Source organism: Pseudomonas sp. AN3A02, assembly GCF_011765255.1.
GTDB lineage: Bacteria > Pseudomonadota > Gammaproteobacteria > Pseudomonadales > Pseudomonadaceae > Aquipseudomonas.
In genome coordinates, this window is sequence record NZ_JAARNI010000002.1 from 102,078 (window position 1) to 121,408 (window position 19,331).

19 protein-coding genes are annotated in these 19,331 nt (G+C 58.9%); 11 read left to right on the forward strand and 8 right to left on the reverse strand.

Going from position 1 to position 19,331, the window contains the following annotated elements; translation table 11 throughout:
• The first annotated feature begins 71 nt into the window (after positions 1-71).
• Positions 72-257 (forward strand): PA3496 family putative envelope integrity protein, encoded by a 186-nt coding sequence (locus tag HBJ59_RS10340; protein ID WP_003208696.1) that lies wholly within the window; start codon positions 72-74, stop codon positions 255-257.
• A 71-nt stretch (positions 258-328) separates the two neighbouring features.
• Here HBJ59_RS10340 and HBJ59_RS10345 read toward each other — a convergent pair whose 3' ends face one another.
• From HBJ59_RS10345 to HBJ59_RS10355, 3 genes are all read right to left on the reverse strand, one after another.
• Complete coding sequence (locus HBJ59_RS10345) at positions 329-961, reverse strand: response regulator transcription factor (RefSeq protein ID WP_003208698.1); 633 nt, start codon at positions 959-961, stop codon at positions 329-331.
• 646 nt (positions 962-1,607) lie between these two features.
• Positions 1,608-2,825 (reverse strand): argininosuccinate synthase, encoded by a 1,218-nt coding sequence (locus HBJ59_RS10350; RefSeq protein ID WP_048720141.1) that lies wholly within the window; start codon positions 2,823-2,825, stop codon positions 1,608-1,610.
• Positions 2,826-2,954: 129 nt separating this feature from the next.
• Positions 2,955-3,863, reverse strand: a complete 909-nt coding sequence (locus HBJ59_RS10355) for an OmpA family protein (RefSeq protein WP_167663498.1) — start codon at positions 3,861-3,863, stop codon at positions 2,955-2,957.
• A 156-nt stretch (positions 3,864-4,019) separates the two neighbouring features.
• On the opposite strand from HBJ59_RS10355, the gene pyrC reads away from it, so the two are divergent.
• Positions 4,020-5,066 carry a dihydroorotase gene (gene pyrC / locus HBJ59_RS10360; RefSeq protein WP_076015416.1) on the forward strand — a complete coding sequence of 349 codons (1,047 nt, stop codon included), beginning with the start codon at positions 4,020-4,022 and terminating at the stop codon, positions 5,064-5,066.
• Positions 5,063-5,740, forward strand: coding sequence for a ribonuclease T (rnt, locus tag HBJ59_RS10365; RefSeq protein ID WP_076015417.1), 678 nt, complete (start codon positions 5,063-5,065; stop codon positions 5,738-5,740). Before pyrC ends, rnt begins: the two co-directional genes overlap by 4 nt.
• 65 nt (positions 5,741-5,805) lie before the next feature.
• On the opposite strand, the gene HBJ59_RS10370 is transcribed toward rnt, so the two are convergent.
• Positions 5,806-6,408 carry a peroxiredoxin gene (locus HBJ59_RS10370; protein ID WP_003172097.1) on the reverse strand — a complete coding sequence of 201 codons (603 nt, stop codon included), beginning with the start codon at positions 6,406-6,408 and terminating at the stop codon, positions 5,806-5,808.
• Positions 6,409-6,651: 243 nt separating this feature from the next.
• Here HBJ59_RS10370 and HBJ59_RS10375 point away from each other — a divergent pair, with 243 nt between their 5' ends.
• Positions 6,652-6,870, forward strand: a complete 219-nt coding sequence (locus HBJ59_RS10375) for a bacterioferritin-associated ferredoxin (protein WP_003208706.1) — start codon at positions 6,652-6,654, stop codon at positions 6,868-6,870.
• A 200-nt stretch (positions 6,871-7,070) separates the two neighbouring features.
• Positions 7,071-7,541, forward strand: coding sequence for a bacterioferritin (bfr, locus tag HBJ59_RS10380; RefSeq protein WP_076015418.1), 471 nt, complete (start codon positions 7,071-7,073; stop codon positions 7,539-7,541).
• A 77-nt stretch (positions 7,542-7,618) separates the two neighbouring features.
• On the opposite strand, the gene grxD is transcribed toward bfr, so the two are convergent.
• Both grxD and HBJ59_RS10390 read right to left on the reverse strand, forming a co-directional pair.
• Positions 7,619-7,957 carry a Grx4 family monothiol glutaredoxin gene (grxD, locus tag HBJ59_RS10385; protein WP_034118308.1) on the reverse strand — a complete coding sequence of 113 codons (339 nt, stop codon included), beginning with the start codon at positions 7,955-7,957 and terminating at the stop codon, positions 7,619-7,621.
• Positions 7,958-8,056: 99 nt separating this feature from the next.
• Positions 8,057-10,153, reverse strand: a complete 2,097-nt coding sequence (locus HBJ59_RS10390; protein WP_167663499.1) for a molybdopterin oxidoreductase family protein — start codon at positions 10,151-10,153, stop codon at positions 8,057-8,059.
• A gap of 444 nt (positions 10,154-10,597) precedes the next feature.
• On the opposite strand from HBJ59_RS10390, the gene argF reads away from it, so the two are divergent.
• Both argF and HBJ59_RS10400 read left to right on the forward strand, forming a co-directional pair.
• Positions 10,598-11,518, forward strand: a complete 921-nt coding sequence (argF, locus tag HBJ59_RS10395) for an ornithine carbamoyltransferase (protein WP_167663500.1) — start codon at positions 10,598-10,600, stop codon at positions 11,516-11,518.
• Positions 11,515-12,561 (forward strand): ABC transporter ATP-binding protein, encoded by a 1,047-nt coding sequence (locus tag HBJ59_RS10400; protein WP_167663501.1) that lies wholly within the window; start codon positions 11,515-11,517, stop codon positions 12,559-12,561. Before argF ends, HBJ59_RS10400 begins: the two co-directional genes overlap by 4 nt.
• A 115-nt stretch (positions 12,562-12,676) precedes the next feature.
• On the opposite strand, the gene ybaK is transcribed toward HBJ59_RS10400, so the two are convergent.
• Positions 12,677-13,147: a Cys-tRNA(Pro) deacylase gene (gene ybaK / locus HBJ59_RS10405; protein ID WP_010170166.1), complete on the reverse strand. Its 471-nt coding sequence runs from the start codon at positions 13,145-13,147 to the stop codon at positions 12,677-12,679.
• 360 nt (positions 13,148-13,507) lie between these two features.
• Between ybaK and HBJ59_RS10410 the strand changes: the two genes are divergently transcribed.
• The 4 genes from HBJ59_RS10410 (at position 13,508) to glpD (ending at position 18,511) form a co-directional block, all read left to right on the forward strand.
• A complete protein-coding gene (locus HBJ59_RS10410) occupies positions 13,508-14,362 on the forward strand; it encodes an MIP/aquaporin family protein (protein WP_076015422.1) in 855 nt (284 codons plus the stop codon).
• Between the two features lie 81 nt (positions 14,363-14,443).
• Positions 14,444-15,949, forward strand: coding sequence for a glycerol kinase GlpK (gene glpK / locus HBJ59_RS10415; RefSeq protein WP_063027424.1), 1,506 nt, complete (start codon positions 14,444-14,446; stop codon positions 15,947-15,949).
• 94 nt (positions 15,950-16,043) lie between these two features.
• A complete protein-coding gene (locus HBJ59_RS10420) occupies positions 16,044-16,799 on the forward strand; it encodes a DeoR/GlpR family transcriptional regulator (RefSeq protein WP_076015423.1) in 756 nt (251 codons plus the stop codon).
• Positions 16,800-16,972: 173 nt separating this feature from the next.
• The gene (gene glpD, locus HBJ59_RS10425) at positions 16,973-18,511 is read left to right on the forward strand and encodes a glycerol-3-phosphate dehydrogenase (RefSeq protein ID WP_076015424.1); all 1,539 of its coding nucleotides are present in this window, start codon (positions 16,973-16,975) and stop codon (positions 18,509-18,511) included.
• A gap of 48 nt (positions 18,512-18,559) precedes the next feature.
• Here glpD and HBJ59_RS10430 read toward each other — a convergent pair whose 3' ends face one another.
• Positions 18,560-19,285 carry a tetratricopeptide repeat protein gene (locus HBJ59_RS10430; protein WP_167663502.1) on the reverse strand — a complete coding sequence of 242 codons (726 nt, stop codon included), beginning with the start codon at positions 19,283-19,285 and terminating at the stop codon, positions 18,560-18,562.
• Between the last annotated feature and the right edge of the window lie 46 nt (positions 19,286-19,331).

A 19,331-nucleotide genomic window follows, 5' to 3' on the forward strand; every position in this document is an offset into this window, starting at 1 on the left:
ATCTTTTTTACCAGGCTCAAGATTATCGCTATAAGGAGCGCCAACGGCAGTCTTAGCCTGGAGTTAACCTTATGAGCACTGGCAAAGAACAACTGGATGTAGAAGACGACGTTGTTGGCGCTGAATCCGACGATGATGCAGCGGAAGCGCCGGTAGAGGTGGCCAAGACCAATTTGAGCAAACGCCGCACCATCGACAACCTTCTGGAAGAGCGGCGCTTGCAGAAACAGTTGGCCGATTACGACTTCGATCTCTAATCGACCCAACGACAAACAGAAGCCTCCCCTACGGAGGCTTTTTTCTGACGGCATGTAAGTGCGCGGCCGACCTATACCAACCCGTTGCGCTGGGCCAGTTCGATCAAGTCCACCAGAGAACGTGCATTGAGCTTGAGCAGCAAGCGGGTCTTGTAGGTACTCACGGTTTTGTTGCTCAGGAACATGCCATCGGCGATCTCCTTGTTGGTTTTGCCGCGGGCCAGTTGCTGCAACACCATCATCTCCCGGCCGGAAAGGCGCTCGACCATGTCCGCTTCGCTGGCGTTACCCATTGTGGAGCGCACCGAGTTCAGCGCCTGGTTGGGGAAATAGCTGTACCCGCACAGCACCGCCTTGACCGCGCTCAACAGCTCGGTGAGATCCTGCTGCTTGCACACATAGCCGGCGGCACCCGCCTGCATGCAGCGCATGGAAAAGTGTCCTGGCGCCTGGGAAGTCAGCACCAGCACCTTGAAGGGATGGGCCTGTTTGGTAGAGGACAGCCGGCATATAACTTCCAGGCCATCGAGTTTAGGTATTCCAATATCCAGTATGACAATGTCCGGCATATGCTCCCGTGCAAGTTGCAAGGCATCGACACCGTTATCGGTCTCGGCAACGACCTCATAACTATGACGTTCCATTAGCATACGCACAGCAAGACGAATGACGGGATGATCATCCACGATCAGCACTTTATTCATGGGCAAGTCCAATTTCGCTGTTCGAATTATTAAGAGCAAGCACAATAGCCTAGTCGTTTCCCGCTTGGCATAGTGCTCCCCCCCAAGCAACAGCAAGCAGAGACCCAACCCACAACGACATAGGATTTAACCTACAAAAAAACGCCCAGGTGGAGGTGTCCAGTTTTGTTGAGGCTTTCAGACCTTTCCTAGCGCAAACATATTTTGAGTGAAAATTCCCAAGGTTACGGGGTGCGGAGTAAACGTAACGCACACAAGTTTCAGGAAACGCCCCTTGTACGTTGTCAGAAAGCCCGTGGTTCCGGGCTGAAACCCACGTTTTAAAAGTTCCATGCGACATTCTTGATTACGCTCCAGAAATCCTACAGGCATGTCAGTAGCTGACATATTCGTCGTACATTTCTGAGTGAAATTTCTGTAGTACATAGTTCCTACACACGAGAAAAAAACCACTTTCAACAATGCATCTCTTATCGGACGAAAATAATAAACATTGCACCCTTAAAATATAAACATTACGCCCTTGAGCACAGGGTGGTCTTGAGCTGAACTATAAACGCAGCATCCTGCGCAAAGACTTAAGCCGGATTTTCAGCCAAAAAAAAATGGCCCTCGAAGGGCCATTTTTCATTGCAACTTAAAGCACTCAGAACAACTTGCGACCTTTGTTGGCCGCAATACGCATGCGCAAAGCGTTCAGTTTGATGAAGCCTGCCGCGTCTGCCTGGTTGTACGCGCCGCCATCTTCTTCGAAGGTGGCGATATTGGCATCGAACAGCGACTCGTCGGACTTGCGACCGGTCACGATCACGTTGCCCTTGTACAGCTTCAGGCGCACAACGCCGTTCACGTGGGCCTGGGAAGCGTCGATCATCTGTTGCAACATCAGACGCTCCGGGCTCCACCAGTAGCCGGTGTAGATCAGGCTGGCGTACTTGGGCATCAACTCGTCTTTGAGGTGAGCCACTTCACGGTCCAGGGTGATGGACTCGATGGCGCGGTGAGCGCGCAGCATGATGGTGCCGCCCGGGGTCTCGTAGCAGCCACGGGACTTCATGCCCACATAACGGTTCTCGACGATGTCGAGGCGGCCGATACCGTGTTCGCCACCGATACGGTTCAGGGTCGCCAACACGGTGGCCGGGGTCATTTCGACGCCGTCCAGCGCGACGATGTCGCCGTTGCGGTAGGTCAGTTCCAGGTACTGGGCCTTGTCAGGAGCGTTCTCCGGGGAGACGGTCCACTTCCACATGTCTTCTTCGTGCTCGGTCCAGGTGTCTTCCAGCACGCCGCCTTCATAGGAGATGTGCAGCAAGTTGGCGTCCATCGAGTACGGGGACTTCTTCTTGCCGTGACGCTCGATCGGGATGGCGTGCTTTTCAGCGTAGTCCATCAGCTTTTCACGGGACAGGAGGTCCCATTCACGCCACGGAGCAATGACTTTTACGCCTGGCTTCAAGGCATAGGCGCCCAGCTCGAAACGCACCTGGTCGTTGCCCTTGCCGGTGGCGCCATGGGAAATGGCGTCAGCGCCGGTTTCGTTGGCGATTTCGATCAAGCGCTTGGCGATCAGCGGACGTGCGATGGAAGTACCCAGCAGGTACTCGCCTTCGTAGACAGTGTTGGCGCGAAACATCGGGAAAACGAAATCGCGGACGAACTCTTCGCGCAGGTCGTCAATGTAGATCTCTTTCACGCCCATGGCTTGCGCCTTGGCACGTGCAGGTTCGACCTCTTCGCCCTGACCCAGGTCAGCGGTGAAGGTCACCACTTCACAGTTATAAGTATCCTGCAGCCACTTGAGGATCACCGAAGTGTCCAGGCCGCCGGAATACGCGAGAACGACCTTGTTTACGTCGGCCATGCCATCACTCCACGGGGTTGTACGGAAAGGCGTCGATTCTACCGACCAAAACCGTGAAATTACAGGGGCGCGACAGCAAATGAAGATAAAGCGACAGATTATGTCGAGCGGGCGACGAAACGCCGCACCTTATGAGGTGGCGGCGGCGTTGCTTGGCGCTTTGGCTTGGGGCGCCGGTTTTTCGGGGGCTACCACCCGTTCGAGTTGAATATTCACCCGACGGTTTTTCGCCCGGTTGGCCGGATTGGTGTTCGGCGCCAACGGGTAGCTTTCACCATGGAAACGCAGGGCAATCTGCGATTCATCGATGCCATTGGCCTTGAAGTAGTCCATCACCGCCAATGCTCGACGCCGCGAAACATCACGATTGGTCAGGCGATTGCCGCTGTTGTCGGAGTGGCCGTTCAACTCGATGTGGTTGACCGTCGGGTCGGCTTTCATGAACTCGAGGATCACCGAGAGCTTTTTCTTGGCCGCCGCATCCAGTTCGATGCCACCACCCGGGAAACCCACTTCAGTCTGTTTGACCTGCTCGAAATTCATCGGCAGCAGCTTGGTGGTGCACAACTGATAGTCGTTGTACGCCTTGTTGAATTTCACCGGCAACAGGCGAATCTCAGAGTACCCGCCATCGCGCCCATAGTGCCGCACAGTCGGGCTACGACCTTCGAGCAAGCCGGTGAACAAGCGCCCGGCCTGGGCCTGGGAGCTATTAAACAGCACATCACCACTGCCGACGCGCACCGCGCCGAGGTTGATATCACCACGCCCGGGCTGCCACGGCGCAGCAGCCGCCAACAGGGTTGCGGAACCGGCACCCAACGAGCCGCTGAAGGCTTTCAGACGAAACGTCGCCTGCTCGCCGGCCCGGCGCACGAACTCCCCCGAGCCGAAATCAGTGATCGGCTGGGTCAAGCGGCACTCGAATTTATCGCCCTCCACCTTCCACTCAATATTCTCCAGACGTGTCTGGAACGTGAGGGCCATCGCGGGCAGGCTGGCGAACACACTGAGCAGGGCTAGATAATGCTGGCGCACGGGAGGCTCCACAGGTTTCTACAACACATCAAGGCGTCATACATCGTTAAGGCATACCCAGGGATATCGGTCGCATCCTGCAAAACTTGATAGCGAGTGCCTGCAAGAGTCTTTTCCGGTAGCATTCCCACCAGATTGACCCGCCTGGAATCCTCAATGTCCGACCGCCTGACCCTGCTGCGTCCCGACGACTGGCATATTCATCTTCGCGATGGTGCTGCGTTGCCCCAAACCGTGGCCGATGTAGCGCGCACGTTTGGCCGCGCCATCATCATGCCTAACCTGGTACCTCCGGTGCGTAACGCCGCGGAAGCCGATGCCTATCGCCAGCGCATTCTCGCTGCACGACCGGCCGGCAGCCGCTTCGAACCCCTGATGGTGCTGTACCTGACCGACCGCACTCAGCCCGAAGAAATTCGCCAGGCCAAAGCCAGCGGTTTCGTGTACGCCGCCAAGCTGTACCCGGCCGGTGCGACCACCAACTCCGATTCCGGCGTCACCAGTATCGACAAGATCCTGCCGGCCATCGAAGCCATGGCCGAAGTGGGCATGCCGCTGTTGATCCACGGTGAAGTCACCCGTGGCGATGTCGATGTATTCGATCGTGAAAAGATCTTCATCGACGAGCACATGCGCCGCGTGGTCGAGCGGTTCCCGACCCTCAAGGTCGTGTTCGAACACATCACCACCGCTGAGGCCGTGCAGTTCGTCACCGAGGCTTCGGCCAACGTCGGCGCGACCATCACCGCCCATCACCTGTTGTACAACCGCAACCACATGCTGGTGGGCGGGATTCGGCCGCACTTCTATTGCCTGCCGATTCTCAAGCGCAACACGCATCAGGTGGCGCTGCTTGATGCCGCCACCAGTGGCAGCGAGAAATTTTTCCTCGGTACCGACTCTGCGCCCCACGCCCAACACGCCAAGGAAGCCGCGTGTGGTTGTGCCGGTTGCTACACCGCGTACGCGGCGATCGAGTTGTATGCCGAAGCGTTCGAACAACGCAACGCCCTGGACAAGCTTGAAGGGTTCGCCAGCCTCAACGGCCCGCGTTTCTACGGCCTGCCGGCGAATACCGACCGCATTACCCTGGTCCGTGAAGACTGGACCGCCCCCACCAGCCTGCCGTTTGGCGAGCTGACCGTTATCCCGCTGCGCGCCGGTGAAACACTGCGCTGGCGCCTGCTGGAGGAACACCCGTGAGTGAAGACCATTACGACGACGATCAGGAACACGGCGGCGGTGGTGGCGGTTCCCGTCACCCGATGGCCGAGCGTTTTCGCGGCTACCTGCCGGTCGTTATCGACGTAGAAACCGGTGGTTTCAATTGCGCCACTGACGCATTGCTGGAAATCGCCGCTACGACTATCGGCATGGACGAACAGGGTTTTGTGTTCCCGGAACACACCCACTTCTTCCGCGTCGAGCCGTTCGAAGGCGCCAACATCGAAGCCGCGGCCCTGGAGTTCACCGGGATCAAGCTCGATCACCCGCTGCGCATGGCAGTCAGTGAAGAAGCGGCGCTGACCGACATCTTCCGTGGCGTGCGCAAGGCCTTGAAGGCCAATGGCTGCAAGCGCGCGATCCTGGTGGGTCACAACAGCAGCTTCGACCTGGGCTTCCTCAACGCCGCCGTGACGCGCCTGGACATGAAGCGTAACCCGTTTCACCCGTTCTCCAGCTTCGACACCGCGACCCTTGCCGGCTTGGCCTATGGCCAGACCGTACTGGCGAAAGCCTGCCAGGCGGCCGGTATCGACTTCGACGGTCGTGAGGCCCACTCGGCCCGCTACGACACCGAGAAGACGGCCGAACTGTTCTGCGGCATCGTCAACCGCTGGAAACAGATGGGCGGCTGGGAAGACTTCGGCGACTGAAGCCAAATCCCGCGCATAAAAAAACCGGCCTTCTCAGGCCGGTTTTTTTGTCCCGCGAATCTGGCTTACAGCTTGCCAGCGTTCTCGGTCAGGTAAGCCGCAACGCCTTCTGGCGAAGCGTTCATGCCTTTGTCGCCTTTTTTCCAGTTGGCAGGGCAAACTTCGCCGTGCTCTTCGTGGAATTGCAGAGCGTCGACCAGGCGGATCAGCTCTTCCATGTTACGACCCAACGGCAGGTCGTTGATGATCTGCGAGCGCACAACGCCCTTGTCGTCGATCAGGAACGCGCCACGGAAAGCAACGCCGCCTTCGGACTCAACGTCGTAGGCCTTGGCGATGTCGTGCTTCATGTCGGCAGCCATGGTGTATTTGACTTTGCCGATGCCGCCATCATTGATGGCGGTGTTGCGCCAGGCGTTGTGGGTGAAATGGGAGTCGATGGAAACGGCTACCACTTCAACGTTACGGGCCTTGAAATCGTCCATGCGGTGATCCAGAGCGATCAGCTCCGATGGGCAGACGAAGGTGAAGTCCAGCGGGTAGAAGAACACCAGGCCGTATTTGCCTTTGATGGCTTCAGACAGTTTGAAGCTGTCTACGATTTCGCCATTGCCGAGGACGGCTGGTACGTCGAAATCCGGGGCTTGTTTGCCGACGAGTACGCTCATAGGGTATCTCCTGATGGTGGTGACTTGAAGTAAAAGGATCCCTTCCAGTGTGCCGCAGGTAAACGACAGCCCTGTGACGGGATCACGCTTCGTGAAGACCGACCATCATACACGGCTCGGGGAAAAACCGTTCGTCAGTGGGTAACCAATCTGTTTCAAACACCCATGAAACTACTTTGACAATCATTCTCGTTAACATTAAGATCCATCGCACTTAAGCCTTACCCGCGATGGTTCTCCCTTATGTATGTCTGCCTCTGCACTGGCGTCACCGACGGACAAATCCGCGAAGCAATCTACGAAGGTTGCTGCAGCTACAAGGAAGTACGTGAAACCACCGGCGTTGCCAGCCAATGCGGCAAATGCGCCTGCCTCGCCAAGCAAGTGGTACGGGAAACCCTGACGCAGCTGCAAACTGCCCAGGCTGCGATCCCCTACTCAGCAGAATTTACACACGCTTAATTGATGTGTTTTAAAGAACCGGACTTAGTGTCCGGTTTTTTTATGCCCGAAATTCAAACAGTTAGCGCCAAGACGCAGAACACAAACATTCTTATTCCGATTAATTTTCATTTATTATTCAATAACTTAGGTTTGACAGTAGTAAATGTGCAGCTCAAACTCCGCCTTATATACAGCGAATACAGGGCAGGACCCCAATCATGAAAGGCGACATCACAGTCATCCAGCAACTCAACAAAATCCTTGCCAATGAACTGGTCGCGATCAATCAGTACTTCCTGCATGCACGCATGTATGACGATTGGGGCCTGGAAAAGCTCGGCAAGCGTGAATACAAAGAATCCATCAAGGCCATGAAGGACGCCGACGCGCTGATCAAGCGCATCCTGTTCCTGGAAGGCCTGCCGAACGTGCAGGACCTGGGCAAGCTGAGCATCGGCGAGCATTCCCAGGAAATGATCAACTGCGACCTGAACTTCGAGCGCAAAAGCCACACCGACCTCAAGGCCGCCATCGCTCATTGCGAAACCAAGGGCGACTTCGGCAGCCGTGAACTGCTGGAAGATATCCTTGAAGACCAGGAAGAGCACATCGACTGGCTGGAAACCCAGATCGGCCTGATCGACAAAGTGACTATCGAGAATTATCTGCAATCGCAGATGGGTGAATAACCCTTAATTCCCGGCCACTAAAAAGCCCCGCTCTCTTTCGAGAAGCGGGGCTTCTTATTGCCGCAGCCTAAAACAAATCAGGCTTCGGTCTTCGCAGCGGCTTTTTCTGCTGCGTCTTTGATCAGTGCCTGCAACGAACCATCAGCCGCCATTTCGGTGATGATGTCGCTACCGCCGACCAGCTCACCGGCAACCCACAGCTGCGGGAAAGTTGGCCAGTTGGCGTACTTCGGCAGGTTGGCGCGGATTTCCGGGTTCTGCAGGATATCCACGTAGGCGAACTTCTCGCCACATTGCATGATTGCCTGGGAAGCCTTTGCGGAGAAGCCACACTGAGGCGCGTTAGGTGCGCCCTTCATGTAAAGCAGAATAGTGTTGTTGGCAATCTGCTCTTTGATCGTTTCGATGATATCCATGGAACACCTCGGCTGGAACTTTCCGACTCATGGGTCGGCACGGTGGCGCATTGTAACGCAAAGCCTAGCGTGACGCTCGGACTCCCCGACAGACAATCCTTACGCCGCCGCCACCTGCACCGGCACGCCGTTCAACGCCGCGTTGCCCGACAGCTCATCCAATTGCCGCTCATCCGTCAGGTCGTTCGCGCTCGCCCCCGGCTGCCCGCTGGCGATGGTCATCTGCACGCCGGGGCGGCCGTGGCCCCAACCGTGGGGCAGGCTGACCACGCCGGGCATCATGTCGAGGCTGGCCATCACTTCTACTTCGATCATGCCGATCCGCGAACTGACCCGCACCCGTTGCCCGTCACTCAACTGGCGATAGGCCAGGTCGTCCGGGTGCATCAACAACTGGTGACGGGGTTTGCCCTTCACCAGCCGGTGGTAGTTATGCATCCAGGAGTTGTTGCTGCGCACATGGCGGCGGCCGATCAGCAGCAACTCATTCACCTCAGGCACTGGCTGCGCGGCAAAGCGCACCAGGTCGGCGAGGATCACGGGCGGTGCGGCCTGCAAATGACCATTGGCGGTTTTCATACGGCCCGCCAGGTTAGGCTTCAGTGGCCCGAGGTCCAGGCCGTGGGGGTGATCAGCCAGCGCGGCAATGGACAAGGTATCGCCATAAGGCCCGGCCCGCAGCCCGAAGTCGATCATCTGCGCCGGCGGCATGGTCGGTTTGAGTGTATTCCCCGTCTTCGCGGCAAACGCCTGGGCCAGGCCGACGAAGATTTCCCAGTCATGCAATGCGCCTTCGGGCTTTGGCAGGATGGCGCGATTGAAGCGGGTGACATTGCGCACCGCGAACATGTTGAACGTGGTGTCGTAGTGATCGTTTTCCAGCGCCGAGGTGGACGGCAGGATCAAGTCGGCATAACGCGTGGTTTCGTTGATATACAGGTCCACGCTGACCATGAACTCCAGGCCATCCAGCGCCTGCTCCAACTGCCGGCCGTTAGGCGTGGACAGCACCGGATTGCCCGCCACCGTCACCAGCGCGCGGATTTGTCCTTCGCCCTCGGTGAGCATTTCTTCAGCCAGTGCCGACACCGGCAGCTCGCCACCGTACTCCGGTCGCCCGGAAACCCGGCTCTGCCAGCGATTGAAGTGCCCGCCGGAGGTGGAAGCCACCAGGTCGACTGCCGGTGTGGTGCACAAGGCACCCCCCACTCGATCCAGATTGCCAGTGACCAGGTTGATCAGCTGCACCAGCCAATGACACAGCGTGCCGAACGCTTGGGTCGACACGCCCATGCGGCCATAACACACAGCGGTATCAGCCGCTGCGAAGTCCCGCGCCAACTGGCGGATCTGCTCGGCGGGTACCGCGCATTGACGGCTCATGGCCTCGGCGGTGAATCCGGCCACGGCGTGGCGCACTTCATCCAGGCCGTCGACCGGAAGGTGACTGTCACGGGTCAGGTTCTCGGCGAACAGCGTATTAAGCAAACCGAACAACAACGCGGCATCGCCGCCCGGGCGTACAAACAAGTGCTGATCGGCTATGGCTGCCGTCTCGCTGCGCCGCGGGTCAACCACCACGACTTTGCCGCCCCGGGCCTGGATGGCCTTCAGGCGCTTTTCCACATCCGGCACGGTCATGATGCTGCCGTTGGATGCCAGCGGGTTGCCGCCGAGGATCAGCATGAAATCGGTATGGTCGATGTCCGGGATCGGCAGCAGCAGACCGTGGCCGTACATCAGGTGACTGGTGAGGTGGTGGGGCAACTGATCCACCGACGTGGCGGAAAAGCGGTTGCGGGTCTTGAGCTGGCCCAGGAAGTAATTGCTGTGGGTCATCAGGCCATAATTGTGCACGCTCGGGTTGCCCTGATACACCGCCACCGCATTCTGCCCGTGACGCGCCTGGATGCCCGCGAGGCGCTCGGCTACAAGCGCAAAGGCGTCGTCCCACGGGATAGGCTGCCATTCGCTGCCCACCCGCAACATGGGCTGGTGCAGACGGTCCGGGTCGTTCTGGATGTCCTGCAGGGCCACGGCCTTGGGGCAGATATGGCCACGGCTGAACGTGTCCAGGGGGTCACCCTTGATTGAGGTGATCGCCAGGCTCCCGTCTTCACCCTGGGTGGTTTCCAGTGTCAGGCCGCAGATGGCTTCGCACAGATGGCAGGCACGGTGGTGGAGAGTCTTGGTCATGGCCAGTCTCTTTATTGTGGGCTGAGCGCTTCGGACGAAAACTATGGCCCGCCGCCGGCAGCAGCGCCAGCAACGTTCGTCGCGTGAATCCAACGGCATCAGGCCGGGCCATGAGGAAACATCAGGAAATGTTTCAGAAGCCTCCGACAACCCGCTGAAACCGACGCAGCCCGGCCCGCGCCCGCCTTCGCGCATTGCAATGTGGCGCAGCGCCAGTGTACAAATGACCCGCTGCTGTCAGGAAACAGGCTTCAAAAGCGCCCTCCCCGCGTCCTTGAACTCCCCTAAAAACTGTAGCCCTATTGGTAAGACGCGACATTTAATTATAAGATCGCGCCTTCCCCTATTTCGTCGCCCCGTGCGGCTTTCGCCGCAGGTCTCGCCCGTTTTCAAAATAAACAAGGCTTTGAGTATCTGCGGTCTGTTGCAAAAAGGTAGTTAATGATGAGCGCAAGGCACTTTCTCTCCCTGATGGATTGCACGCCCGAAGAGCTGGTCAGCGTGCTCCGTCGAGGCATTGAGCTTAAAGACCTGCGTAACCGCGGCGTACTGTTCGAGCCTTTGAAAAACCGCGTGCTCGGGATGATTTTCGAGAAGTCGTCCACCCGCACCCGCGTATCTTTCGAAGCAGGCATGATCCAGCTCGGCGGCCAGGCCATCTTCCTTTCGCCTCGGGATACCCAACTGGGCCGTGGCGAACCAATCAGCGATTGCGCGATCGTGATGTCGAGCATGCTGGATGCGGTGATGATCCGTACCTTCGCCCACAGCACCCTGACCGAATTTGCCGCCAACTCCCGCGTGCCCGTGATCAACGGCCTGTCCGATGACCTGCACCCGTGCCAACTGCTGGCCGACATGCAAACCTTCCTCGAACAGCGCGGTTCGATCCAGGGCAAGACCGTGGCCTGGATCGGCGACGGCAACAACATGTGCAACAGCTATATAGAAGCGGCGATCCAGTTCGACTTCCAATTGCGCGTTGCCTGCCCTGAAGGCTATGAGCCGGACGCCAAGTTCCTGGCCCAGGCCGGCGACCGCGTGACCATCGTTCGCGACCCGCGTGACGCGGTCATGGGCGCGCATCTGGTAAGCACTGACGTCTGGACCTCCATGGGCCAGGAAGAGGAAACCGCCAAGCGCCTCAAGCTGTTCGCTCCATTCCAGGTAAACCGCGCCCTGCTCGACCTGGCCGCGCCGGACGTGCTGTTCATGCACTGCCTGCCCGCCCACCGTGGCGAAGAAATCAGCCTCGACCTGCTGGATGATCAACGTTCAGTGGCCTGGGCCCAGGCAGAAAACCGCTTGCACGCGCAAAAAGCCCTGCTCGAATTTCTGGTTGCGCCGGCGTATCGCCCTGCATGAGCCAGCCATTACTGCTGAACCTACGCAATCTGGCATGCGGTTATCAGGATCAACGGGTGGTGCAGAACCTCAACCTGCACCTCAACGCCGGTGACATCGGTTGCTTGCTGGGTTCCTCGGGCTGCGGCAAGACCACCACCCTGCGAGCGATTGCCGGGTTTGAGCCGCTGCACGAAGGCGAGATCAGCCTGGCGGGCGAAGTCATCTCCAGCGCCGGTTTCACACTGGCCCCGGAGAAACGTCGGATCGGCATGGTGTTCCAGGACTACGCGCTGTTTCCACACCTCAGCGTGGCCGACAACATCGCCTTCGGCATTCGCAAGCACCCGCAAAAAGAGCGGGTGGTCGCTGAATTGCTGGAACTGGTGAACCTGAAAAACCTCGGCAAGCGCTTCCCCCACGAACTCTCCGGCGGCCAGCAACAGCGCGTCGCCCTGGCCCGCGCGTTGGCGCCGGAACCGCAACTGCTGCTGTTGGACGAACCCTTCTCCAACCTCGATGGCGAACTGCGGCGCAAGCTCAGCCATGAGGTCCGCGACATCCTCAAGGCCCGAGGCACCAGTGCGATTCTGGTGACCCACGACCAGGAGGAAGCCTTCGCAGTGAGTGACCATGTCGGTGTGTTCAAGGAAGGTCGCCTGGAGCAGTGGGATACGCCCTACAACCTCTACCACGAGCCGCTGACACCCTTTGTCGCCAGCTTCATTGGCCAGGGTTACTTCATTCGCGGGCAGTTGAACACGCCGGAATCGGTCACCACCGAACTGGGCGAGTTGCGCGGTAATCGTGCCTACACCTGGCCCACCGGCGGTGCGGTGGATGTATTACTGCGCCCGGACGACATCGTTTATGCACCGGACAGCGCCCTAACAGCGCGGATTGTTGGCAAGACGTTCCTCGGGGCTTCGACCCTGTATCGCTTGCAGTTGCCTACGGGTGCGCAGCTGGAATCGATTTTCCCCAGCCACGCCGATCATCTGGTCGGTGCCGATGTGGGCATTCGCGTGGCAGCAGAACACCTTGTGTTGTTCCAGGCCGTGTAGGAGCGAGCTTGCTCGCGAAGGTCGTTAACGATGACGCTGGCATTCTGGATGAACACAGCGTTCTCAAGTTTTCGCAAGCAAGAACCAGGCGTCCCCCTCGATCCTGCAGAGACCATCACGCCCGGCCAATTTCCGCGAACTTGGCCTGGGTGTGCTCGGCCAGCACCGCTGCTGCCAACTCCACCTCAAGCCCCCTTCTTCCCGCACTGATAAAAATTGTCGGAAACGACTGTGCCGTCACATCGACAAAGGTGCGCAGGCGCTTCTTCTGTCCCAACGGGCTGATGCCGCCCAGCAGGTAACCGGTGGCCCGTTGCGCCGCAGCCGGGTCCGCCATCTCGACTTTTTTCACCCCCGCAGCCTGCGCCAAGGCTTTTAAATCCAAACTTCCGACGACCGGCACAACGGCCACCAGCAGTTCAGCTTTTTCACTGCTGGCCAGCAGGGTCTTGAACACCTGCGCCGGATCAAGCCCCAATTTCTCCGCGGCCTCCAGACCATAGGACGCCGCCTTGGGGTCATGTTCGTAACTGTGGATTCGATGTTCGGCGCGAACTTTTTTCAACAGGTCCAATGCGGGCGTCATGCGGGCTCCAGGCTTGGCAAAACGGTGAAAAAGCAGACAGCCAATTCTAGGCCAACACGTGGCAAAAGGCTCTAGTCCCAAGCCCTCTGCCACGACCTCGCGCACTCCTTTTCTGCAACTCCCGGCGCTCACGCCACGATCATTCACCGCACCAATAATTACAAAATGACCAATCGTTCACTTTCGACCTTTGACAGCCGTCATTCTTGTCTATATTTTTTCGTTTACGAATACTGTAGGAATAGACCTGCGGATTCACAGCAGTAAGCCGCGAAGAGGATGGGGATCCTCGCCACGGTGAAAATCGCCGATTGCCCGTTGCGGCAAAACGCCAGACAACAACAAAAACAGAGGTTTTCCATGACAACTGCTCTTCAACAGCCTTCACTCTCAAGTCAATGCATGGCCGAGTTCCTGGGCACTGCGTTGCTGATCTTCTTCGGTACCGGATGTGTTGCTGCGCTCAAGGTCGCGGGTGCCAGCTTTGGCTTGTGGGAAATCAGTATCATCTGGGGGATCGGCGTCAGCATGGCGATCTACCTGAGCGCCGGTATTTCCGGGGCTCACCTCAATCCGGCGGTCAGTATCGCCCTGTGCATTTTTGCCGATTTCGACAAGCGCAAACTGCCGTTCTACATCATCGCCCAAGTCGCCGGCGCCTTCTGCTCGGCTGCGTTGGTTTACACGCTCTACAGCAACCTGTTTTTCGATTACGAACAAACCCACCATATGATTCGCGGCACCCAGGCCAGCCTGGAATTGGCGTCGGTGTTCTCCACCTACCCGCATCCGCTGCTGGGCACGGCCCAGGCGTTCCTGGTGGAAATGGTCATTACCGCGATCCTGATGGGCGTGATCATGGCCCTGACCGACGACAACAACGGCTTGCCCCGTGGCCCGTTGGCACCGCTGCTGATTGGTTTGCTGATCGCCGTGATCGGCAGCGCCATGGGCCCACTGACCGGCTTTGCGATGAACCCGGCCCGTGACTTCGGTCCCAAGCTGATGACCTTTTTCGCCGGTTGGGGTGAAATGGCCTTCACCGGCGGGCGCGACATTCCTTACTTCCTGATTCCGATTTTTGCACCGATTGTCGGTGCCTGCCTCGGTGCTGCCGCGTATCGCGGGCTGATTGCCCGCCACCTGCCCAGCGCCGCACCTGCTACAACTGATGCAACCGAAGCGGCCGCCAGCGGCAAAACCCGTACTTCCTGATGCGATAGCCTGGGCCGCACTGCCCTTTTGCGGCCCAGGCTGTTTACTTGACTCCCCTATTCTCCGTCCAAGGCAATCGACATGACCGACATTCAGAATAAGAACTACATCATTGCCCTCGATCAGGGCACCACCAGTTCCCGGGCGATCATCTTTGACCGTGACGCCAACGTGGTCTGCACCGCCCAGCGTGAATTCACACAGCATTACCCGCAAGCCGGCTGGGTCGAACATGACCCGATGGAAATTTTCGCCACCCAGAGCGCGGTGATGGTCGAGGCCCTGGCACAAGCCGGCCTGCACCACGACCAGGTCGCCGCCATCGGTATCACCAACCAGCGTGAAACCACCGTGGTCTGGGACAAAATCACCGGCCGCCCGATCTATAACGCCATCGTGTGGCAATGCCGCCGCAGCACCGAGATCTGCCAGCAGCTCAAGCGCGACGGCCACGAACAATACATCAACGACACCACCGGCCTGGTCACCGACCCTTACTTCTCCGGCACCAAGCTCAAGTGGATCCTCGACAACGTCGAAGGCAGCCGCGAACGTGCGCGTAACGGCGAGCTGCTGTTCGGCACCATCGACAGCTGGCTGATCTGGAAATTTACCGGCGGCAAGACCCACGTCACCGACTACACCAACGCCTCGCGCACCATGCTCTTCAACATCCACACGCTGGAGTGGGATTCGAAGATGCTGGAGATTCTCGACGTGCCGCGCGAAATGCTGCCGGAAGTGAAGTCCTCCTCGGAAATCTACGGTCGCACCAAAAGCGGCATCGCCATCGGCGGTATCGCCGGTGACCAGCAGGCAGCGCTGTTTGGCCAAATGTGTGTAGAACCGGGCCAGGCGAAAAACACCTACGGCACCGGCTGCTTCCTGCTGATGAACACCGGCGACAAAGCGGTGAAATCCAAGCACGGCATGCTCACCACCATCGCGTGCGGCCCCCGTGGCGAAGTGGCCTACGCCCTGGAAGGCGCCGTGTTCAACGGCGGTTCCACCGTGCAATGGCTGCGTGACGAGCTGAAGATCATCGCCGATGCCACCGACACCGAATACTTCGCCGGCAAGGTCAAGGACAGCAACGGCGTGTACCTGGTACCGGCCTTCACCGGCCTGGGCGCTCCCTACTGGGACCCGTATGCCCGTGGCGCGCTGTTCGGCCTGACCCGCGGCGTACGCGTGGACCACATCATTCGTGCCGCCCTGGAGTCGATTGCCTACCAGACCCGCGACGTACTCGACGCGATGCAGCAGGATTCCGGCGAACGCCTCAAATCCCTGCGGGTAGACGGTGGCGCAGTCGCCAACAACTTCCTGATGCAATTCCAGGCCGACATCCTCGGTACCCAGGTTGAGCGCCCGCAAATGCGCGAAACCACCGCGTTGGGCGCCGCTTACCTGGCCGGCCTGGCGTGCGGCTTCTGGGGCAGCCTGGACGAATTGCGCGGCAAGGCCGTGATCGAGCGCCAATTCGAACCGCAACTGGAAGAAGCCGCGAAGGAAAAACTCTACGCCGGCTGGCAAAAAGCAGTCAGCCGCACCCGCGACTGGGAACCCCACGAAGGCGCTGAATAAGCCAAGCGCCGGACCCACTTAGGGTTGTAACTGGCAGGGAGCAGATTCCTGCGTCATCATGGGCCACTTTTTACGGCAGCCCAAAGGACGCACCATGAATCTGCCTCCCCGCCAGCAACAAATCCTCGAACTGGTTCGCGAACGCGGCTATGTGAGTATCGAGGAAATGGCGCAGCTCTTCGTTGTCACCCCGCAAACCATCCGCCGTGATATCAATCAACTGGCGGAAGCCAATCTGTTGCGCCGCTACCACGGCGGCGCAGCCTATGACTCCAGCGTTGAAAACACCGCCTACGCCATGCGGGCCGACCAGATGCGCGACGAGAAACAGCGCATCGCCGAAGCCATTGCCGCGCAAATCCCCGATCACGCCTCGCTGTTTATCAACATCGGTACCACCACCGAATCGATTGCCCGCGCGCTGCTTAACCACAGCCACCTGAAAATCATCACCAATAACCTCAACGTCGCCATGATGCTGAGTGCCAAAGACGACTTCGACGTACTCCTGACCGGCGGCAACGTGCGCCGAGACGGCGGCGTGGTGGGCCAGGCCAGCGTCGACTTTATCAACCAGTTCAAGGTCGATTTTGCCCTGGTGGGCATCAGCGGTATCGATGAAGACGGCAGCCTGTTGGACTTCGATTACCAGGAAGTGCGGGTTTCCCAGGCGATCATTGCCAATGCGCGCAAGGTCATCCTGGCGGCGGACTCCAGCAAATTCGGGCGTAACGCCATGATTCGCCTGGGACCCATCAGTTTGATTGATTGCCTGGTCACCGATCAGCAGCCAGTCCCGGCGCTGGTGCAACTGTTGAATCAGCACAAGATTCGGCTGGAAGTCGTGTAACCCCAAACAGGGGGTGTCCTGCCCCCTGATGTTCACAAATTTTCCTTTCTTCGCCCTTCGATCAGTATTTTCAATCGAAGCGGACTGGCTGTGCCCGCGTTTATGAGCTACCATTTTCGCAAATGAACATTTATGTTCGAATTCCAATACGAAAAAGATTGCGAGGCCAGCCGATGAACCCTTCTACCTTGCCTGCCCCACCGCTTGCCGAAGTCTATGACGTCGCCGTTATCGGTGGCGGGATCAATGGCGTCGGGATTGCAGCAGACGCAGCCGGTCGCGGTTTGTCGGTATTCCTTTGCGAAAAGGACGACCTGGCCAGCCACACTTCCTCCGCCAGCAGCAAGCTGATCCACGGTGGCCTGCGCTACCTGGAGCATTACGAATTCCGCCTGGTGCGCGAAGCCCTGGCTGAACGTGAAGTGCTGTTGGCCAAGGCCCCGCACATCGTCAAGCAGATGCGCTTTGTATTGCCCCACCGCCCGCACCTGCGTCCGGCATGGATGATTCGCGCCGGCCTGTTCCTGTATGACCACCTGGGCAAGCGGGAAAAACTCGAAGGCTCCAAGAGCCTCAAGTTCGGCCCCGACAGCCCGCTGAAAAGCGAAATCACCAAAGGCTTCGAATACTCCGATTGCTGGGTAGATGACGCCCGCCTTGTAGTACTCAACGCCATGGCTGCGCGGGAAAAGGGTGCGCATATTCACACCCAGACCCGTTGCGTCAGCGCGCACCGCAGCAAAGGCCTGTGGGAAATGAACATGGAACGCGCCGACGGTAGCCTGTTCTCGATCCGCGCACGGGCATTGGTGAACGCAGCCGGCCCGTGGGTCGCCAAGTTCATCAAGGATGACTTGAAGCTGGATTCGCCGTACGGCATTCGCCTGATCCAGGGCAGCCACCTGATCGTGCCGAAGCTGTATGAAGGCGCCCACGCGCACATCCTGCAGAACGAAGACCAGCGCATCGTCTTCACCATTCCGTATTTGAATCACCTGACCATCATCGGCACCACCGACCGCGAATACACCGGCGACCCGGCGAAAGTGGCGATTACCGAAGGTGAAACCGACTACATGCTCAACGTGGTCAACGCGCACTTCAAGAAACAGCTGAGCCGCGATGACATCGTGCACACCTATTCCGGCGTGCGCCCGCTGTGCAATGACGAATCCGACAACCCGTCGGCCGTGACCCGCGACTACACCCTGGCGCTGTCCGGCACCTCGGGCGAGGCGCCGTTGCTGTCGGTGTTCGGCGGCAAGCTGACCACCTACCGCAAGCTGGCCGAATCGGCGATGGCGCAACTGGCGCCGTACTTCACGCAGATGCGCCCAAGCTGGACGGCCACGGCCACCCTGCCCGGCGGCGAAAACATGAGCACGCCAGAAGCCCTGGCCGATGCGATTCGCAGCAAGTACGACTGGGTGCCGAGCGAGATTGCCCGTCGCTGGTCCACCACTTATGGCAGCCGCACCTGGCGCCTGCTGGAAGGCGTGCAGTCGCTGGCAGACATGGGCGACCACCTTGGTGGCGGCCTGTACACCCGCGAAGTCGACTACCTGTGCGCTGAAGAATGGGCCACACAGCCCCAGGACATTCTGTGGCGCCGCAGCAAGCTGGGCCTGTTCACCACGCCGGAAGAACAGGAAAAGGTGCAGCGCTACCTGTCCAAGGTCGAGCACAATCGCGGCAAGATCGAAGCAGCCTGATCGACCCGACCTGAAAAAGCCCCTGCACCGAAAGGTCCAGGGGCTTTTTCATGTGTCGAGGGCCTGGCGCTGATAGAGCAGGCCCATTTCACGAATGCCGGAAGAAGTGGAGCCCATCAATACCGGATAAGCCGCCTGCAGAAAACCCGGTGTAGCCGTCGCCAGTGCCCGCTCCAGCCATAAACAGGCCTGCACCTCGTCGCCATCCTCCGCCAGCTCCGAGGCGTGGTTGTACTGCCCACGGAAATCCCCGGCCTCGGCTGAACGCTGATACCACTGCCGCGCCAGTTGAACATCCTTGGGCACCACAACGCCTTCATGGTGGAACCGCCCCAACAGGTTCATCGACTTGGCGTGCCCCTTGGCCGCAGCCAGGCGGAACAGCTCATACGCGGCAGCAAGGTCATGCGCCACACCTCGGCCGCGGGTCAGTAATTGGCCGTAGTTGTACAAACCCCAATCCAATCCCAGATCGGCAGCCTTGCGGTAATGCTGCGCGGCATCAGCCAAGTCAATCTCGCAGCCCCAGCCATTCTCCAGGCAGCGCCCGATCATGTTGATCGCCATGGGGTGGCGCTGCCGTGCTGCGATGCGAAACCAGCTCAACCCCAGGGCCTGATCCTTCTGCACCCCCCGGCCGTCAAGCAGCAGCTGGGCCAGCGTCGCCTGTGCGTCGGCATCACCCAGTTGAGCAGCATGCATCACCCACCGCACATAGGCGCGCGGGTTATCACCGATGTCGGACGGCTCGCTGCCTGGCTGCGCAATCTGCATTCCTGCCCCGAGTAGCGATCAAGGACCGCAAAAAGTTTCATGATTT

What these genes read in the sequence shown, in the direction of transcription:
- HBJ59_RS10340 (WP_003208696.1), top strand. Translation starts at nt 72, where the DNA reads ATGAGCACTGGCAAAGAACAACTGGATGTAGAAGACGACGTTGTTGGC.
- HBJ59_RS10345 (WP_003208698.1), bottom strand. Translation starts at nt 961, where the DNA reads ATGAATAAAGTGCTGATCGTGGATGATCATCCCGTCATTCGTCTTGCT.
- HBJ59_RS10350 (WP_048720141.1), bottom strand. Translation starts at nt 2,825, where the DNA reads ATGGCCGACGTAAACAAGGTCGTTCTCGCGTATTCCGGCGGCCTGGAC.
- pyrC (WP_076015416.1), top strand. Translation starts at nt 4,020, where the DNA reads ATGTCCGACCGCCTGACCCTGCTGCGTCCCGACGACTGGCATATTCAT.
- HBJ59_RS10370 (WP_003172097.1), bottom strand. Translation starts at nt 6,408, where the DNA reads ATGAGCGTACTCGTCGGCAAACAAGCCCCGGATTTCGACGTACCAGCC.
- HBJ59_RS10375 (WP_003208706.1), top strand. Translation starts at nt 6,652, where the DNA reads ATGTATGTCTGCCTCTGCACTGGCGTCACCGACGGACAAATCCGCGAA.
- bfr (WP_076015418.1), top strand. Translation starts at nt 7,071, where the DNA reads ATGAAAGGCGACATCACAGTCATCCAGCAACTCAACAAAATCCTTGCC.
- grxD (WP_034118308.1), bottom strand. Translation starts at nt 7,957, where the DNA reads ATGGATATCATCGAAACGATCAAAGAGCAGATTGCCAACAACACTATT.
- HBJ59_RS10390 (WP_167663499.1), bottom strand. Translation starts at nt 10,153, where the DNA reads ATGACCAAGACTCTCCACCACCGTGCCTGCCATCTGTGCGAAGCCATC.
- argF (WP_167663500.1), top strand. Translation starts at nt 10,598, where the DNA reads ATGAGCGCAAGGCACTTTCTCTCCCTGATGGATTGCACGCCCGAAGAG.
- HBJ59_RS10400 (WP_167663501.1), top strand. Translation starts at nt 11,515, where the DNA reads ATGAGCCAGCCATTACTGCTGAACCTACGCAATCTGGCATGCGGTTAT.
- ybaK (WP_010170166.1), bottom strand. Translation starts at nt 13,147, where the DNA reads ATGACGCCCGCATTGGACCTGTTGAAAAAAGTTCGCGCCGAACATCGA.
- HBJ59_RS10410 (WP_076015422.1), top strand. Translation starts at nt 13,508, where the DNA reads ATGACAACTGCTCTTCAACAGCCTTCACTCTCAAGTCAATGCATGGCC.
- glpK (WP_063027424.1), top strand. Translation starts at nt 14,444, where the DNA reads ATGACCGACATTCAGAATAAGAACTACATCATTGCCCTCGATCAGGGC.
- HBJ59_RS10420 (WP_076015423.1), top strand. Translation starts at nt 16,044, where the DNA reads ATGAATCTGCCTCCCCGCCAGCAACAAATCCTCGAACTGGTTCGCGAA.
- glpD (WP_076015424.1), top strand. Translation starts at nt 16,973, where the DNA reads ATGAACCCTTCTACCTTGCCTGCCCCACCGCTTGCCGAAGTCTATGAC.
- HBJ59_RS10430 (WP_167663502.1), bottom strand. Translation starts at nt 19,285, where the DNA reads ATGCAGATTGCGCAGCCAGGCAGCGAGCCGTCCGACATCGGTGATAAC.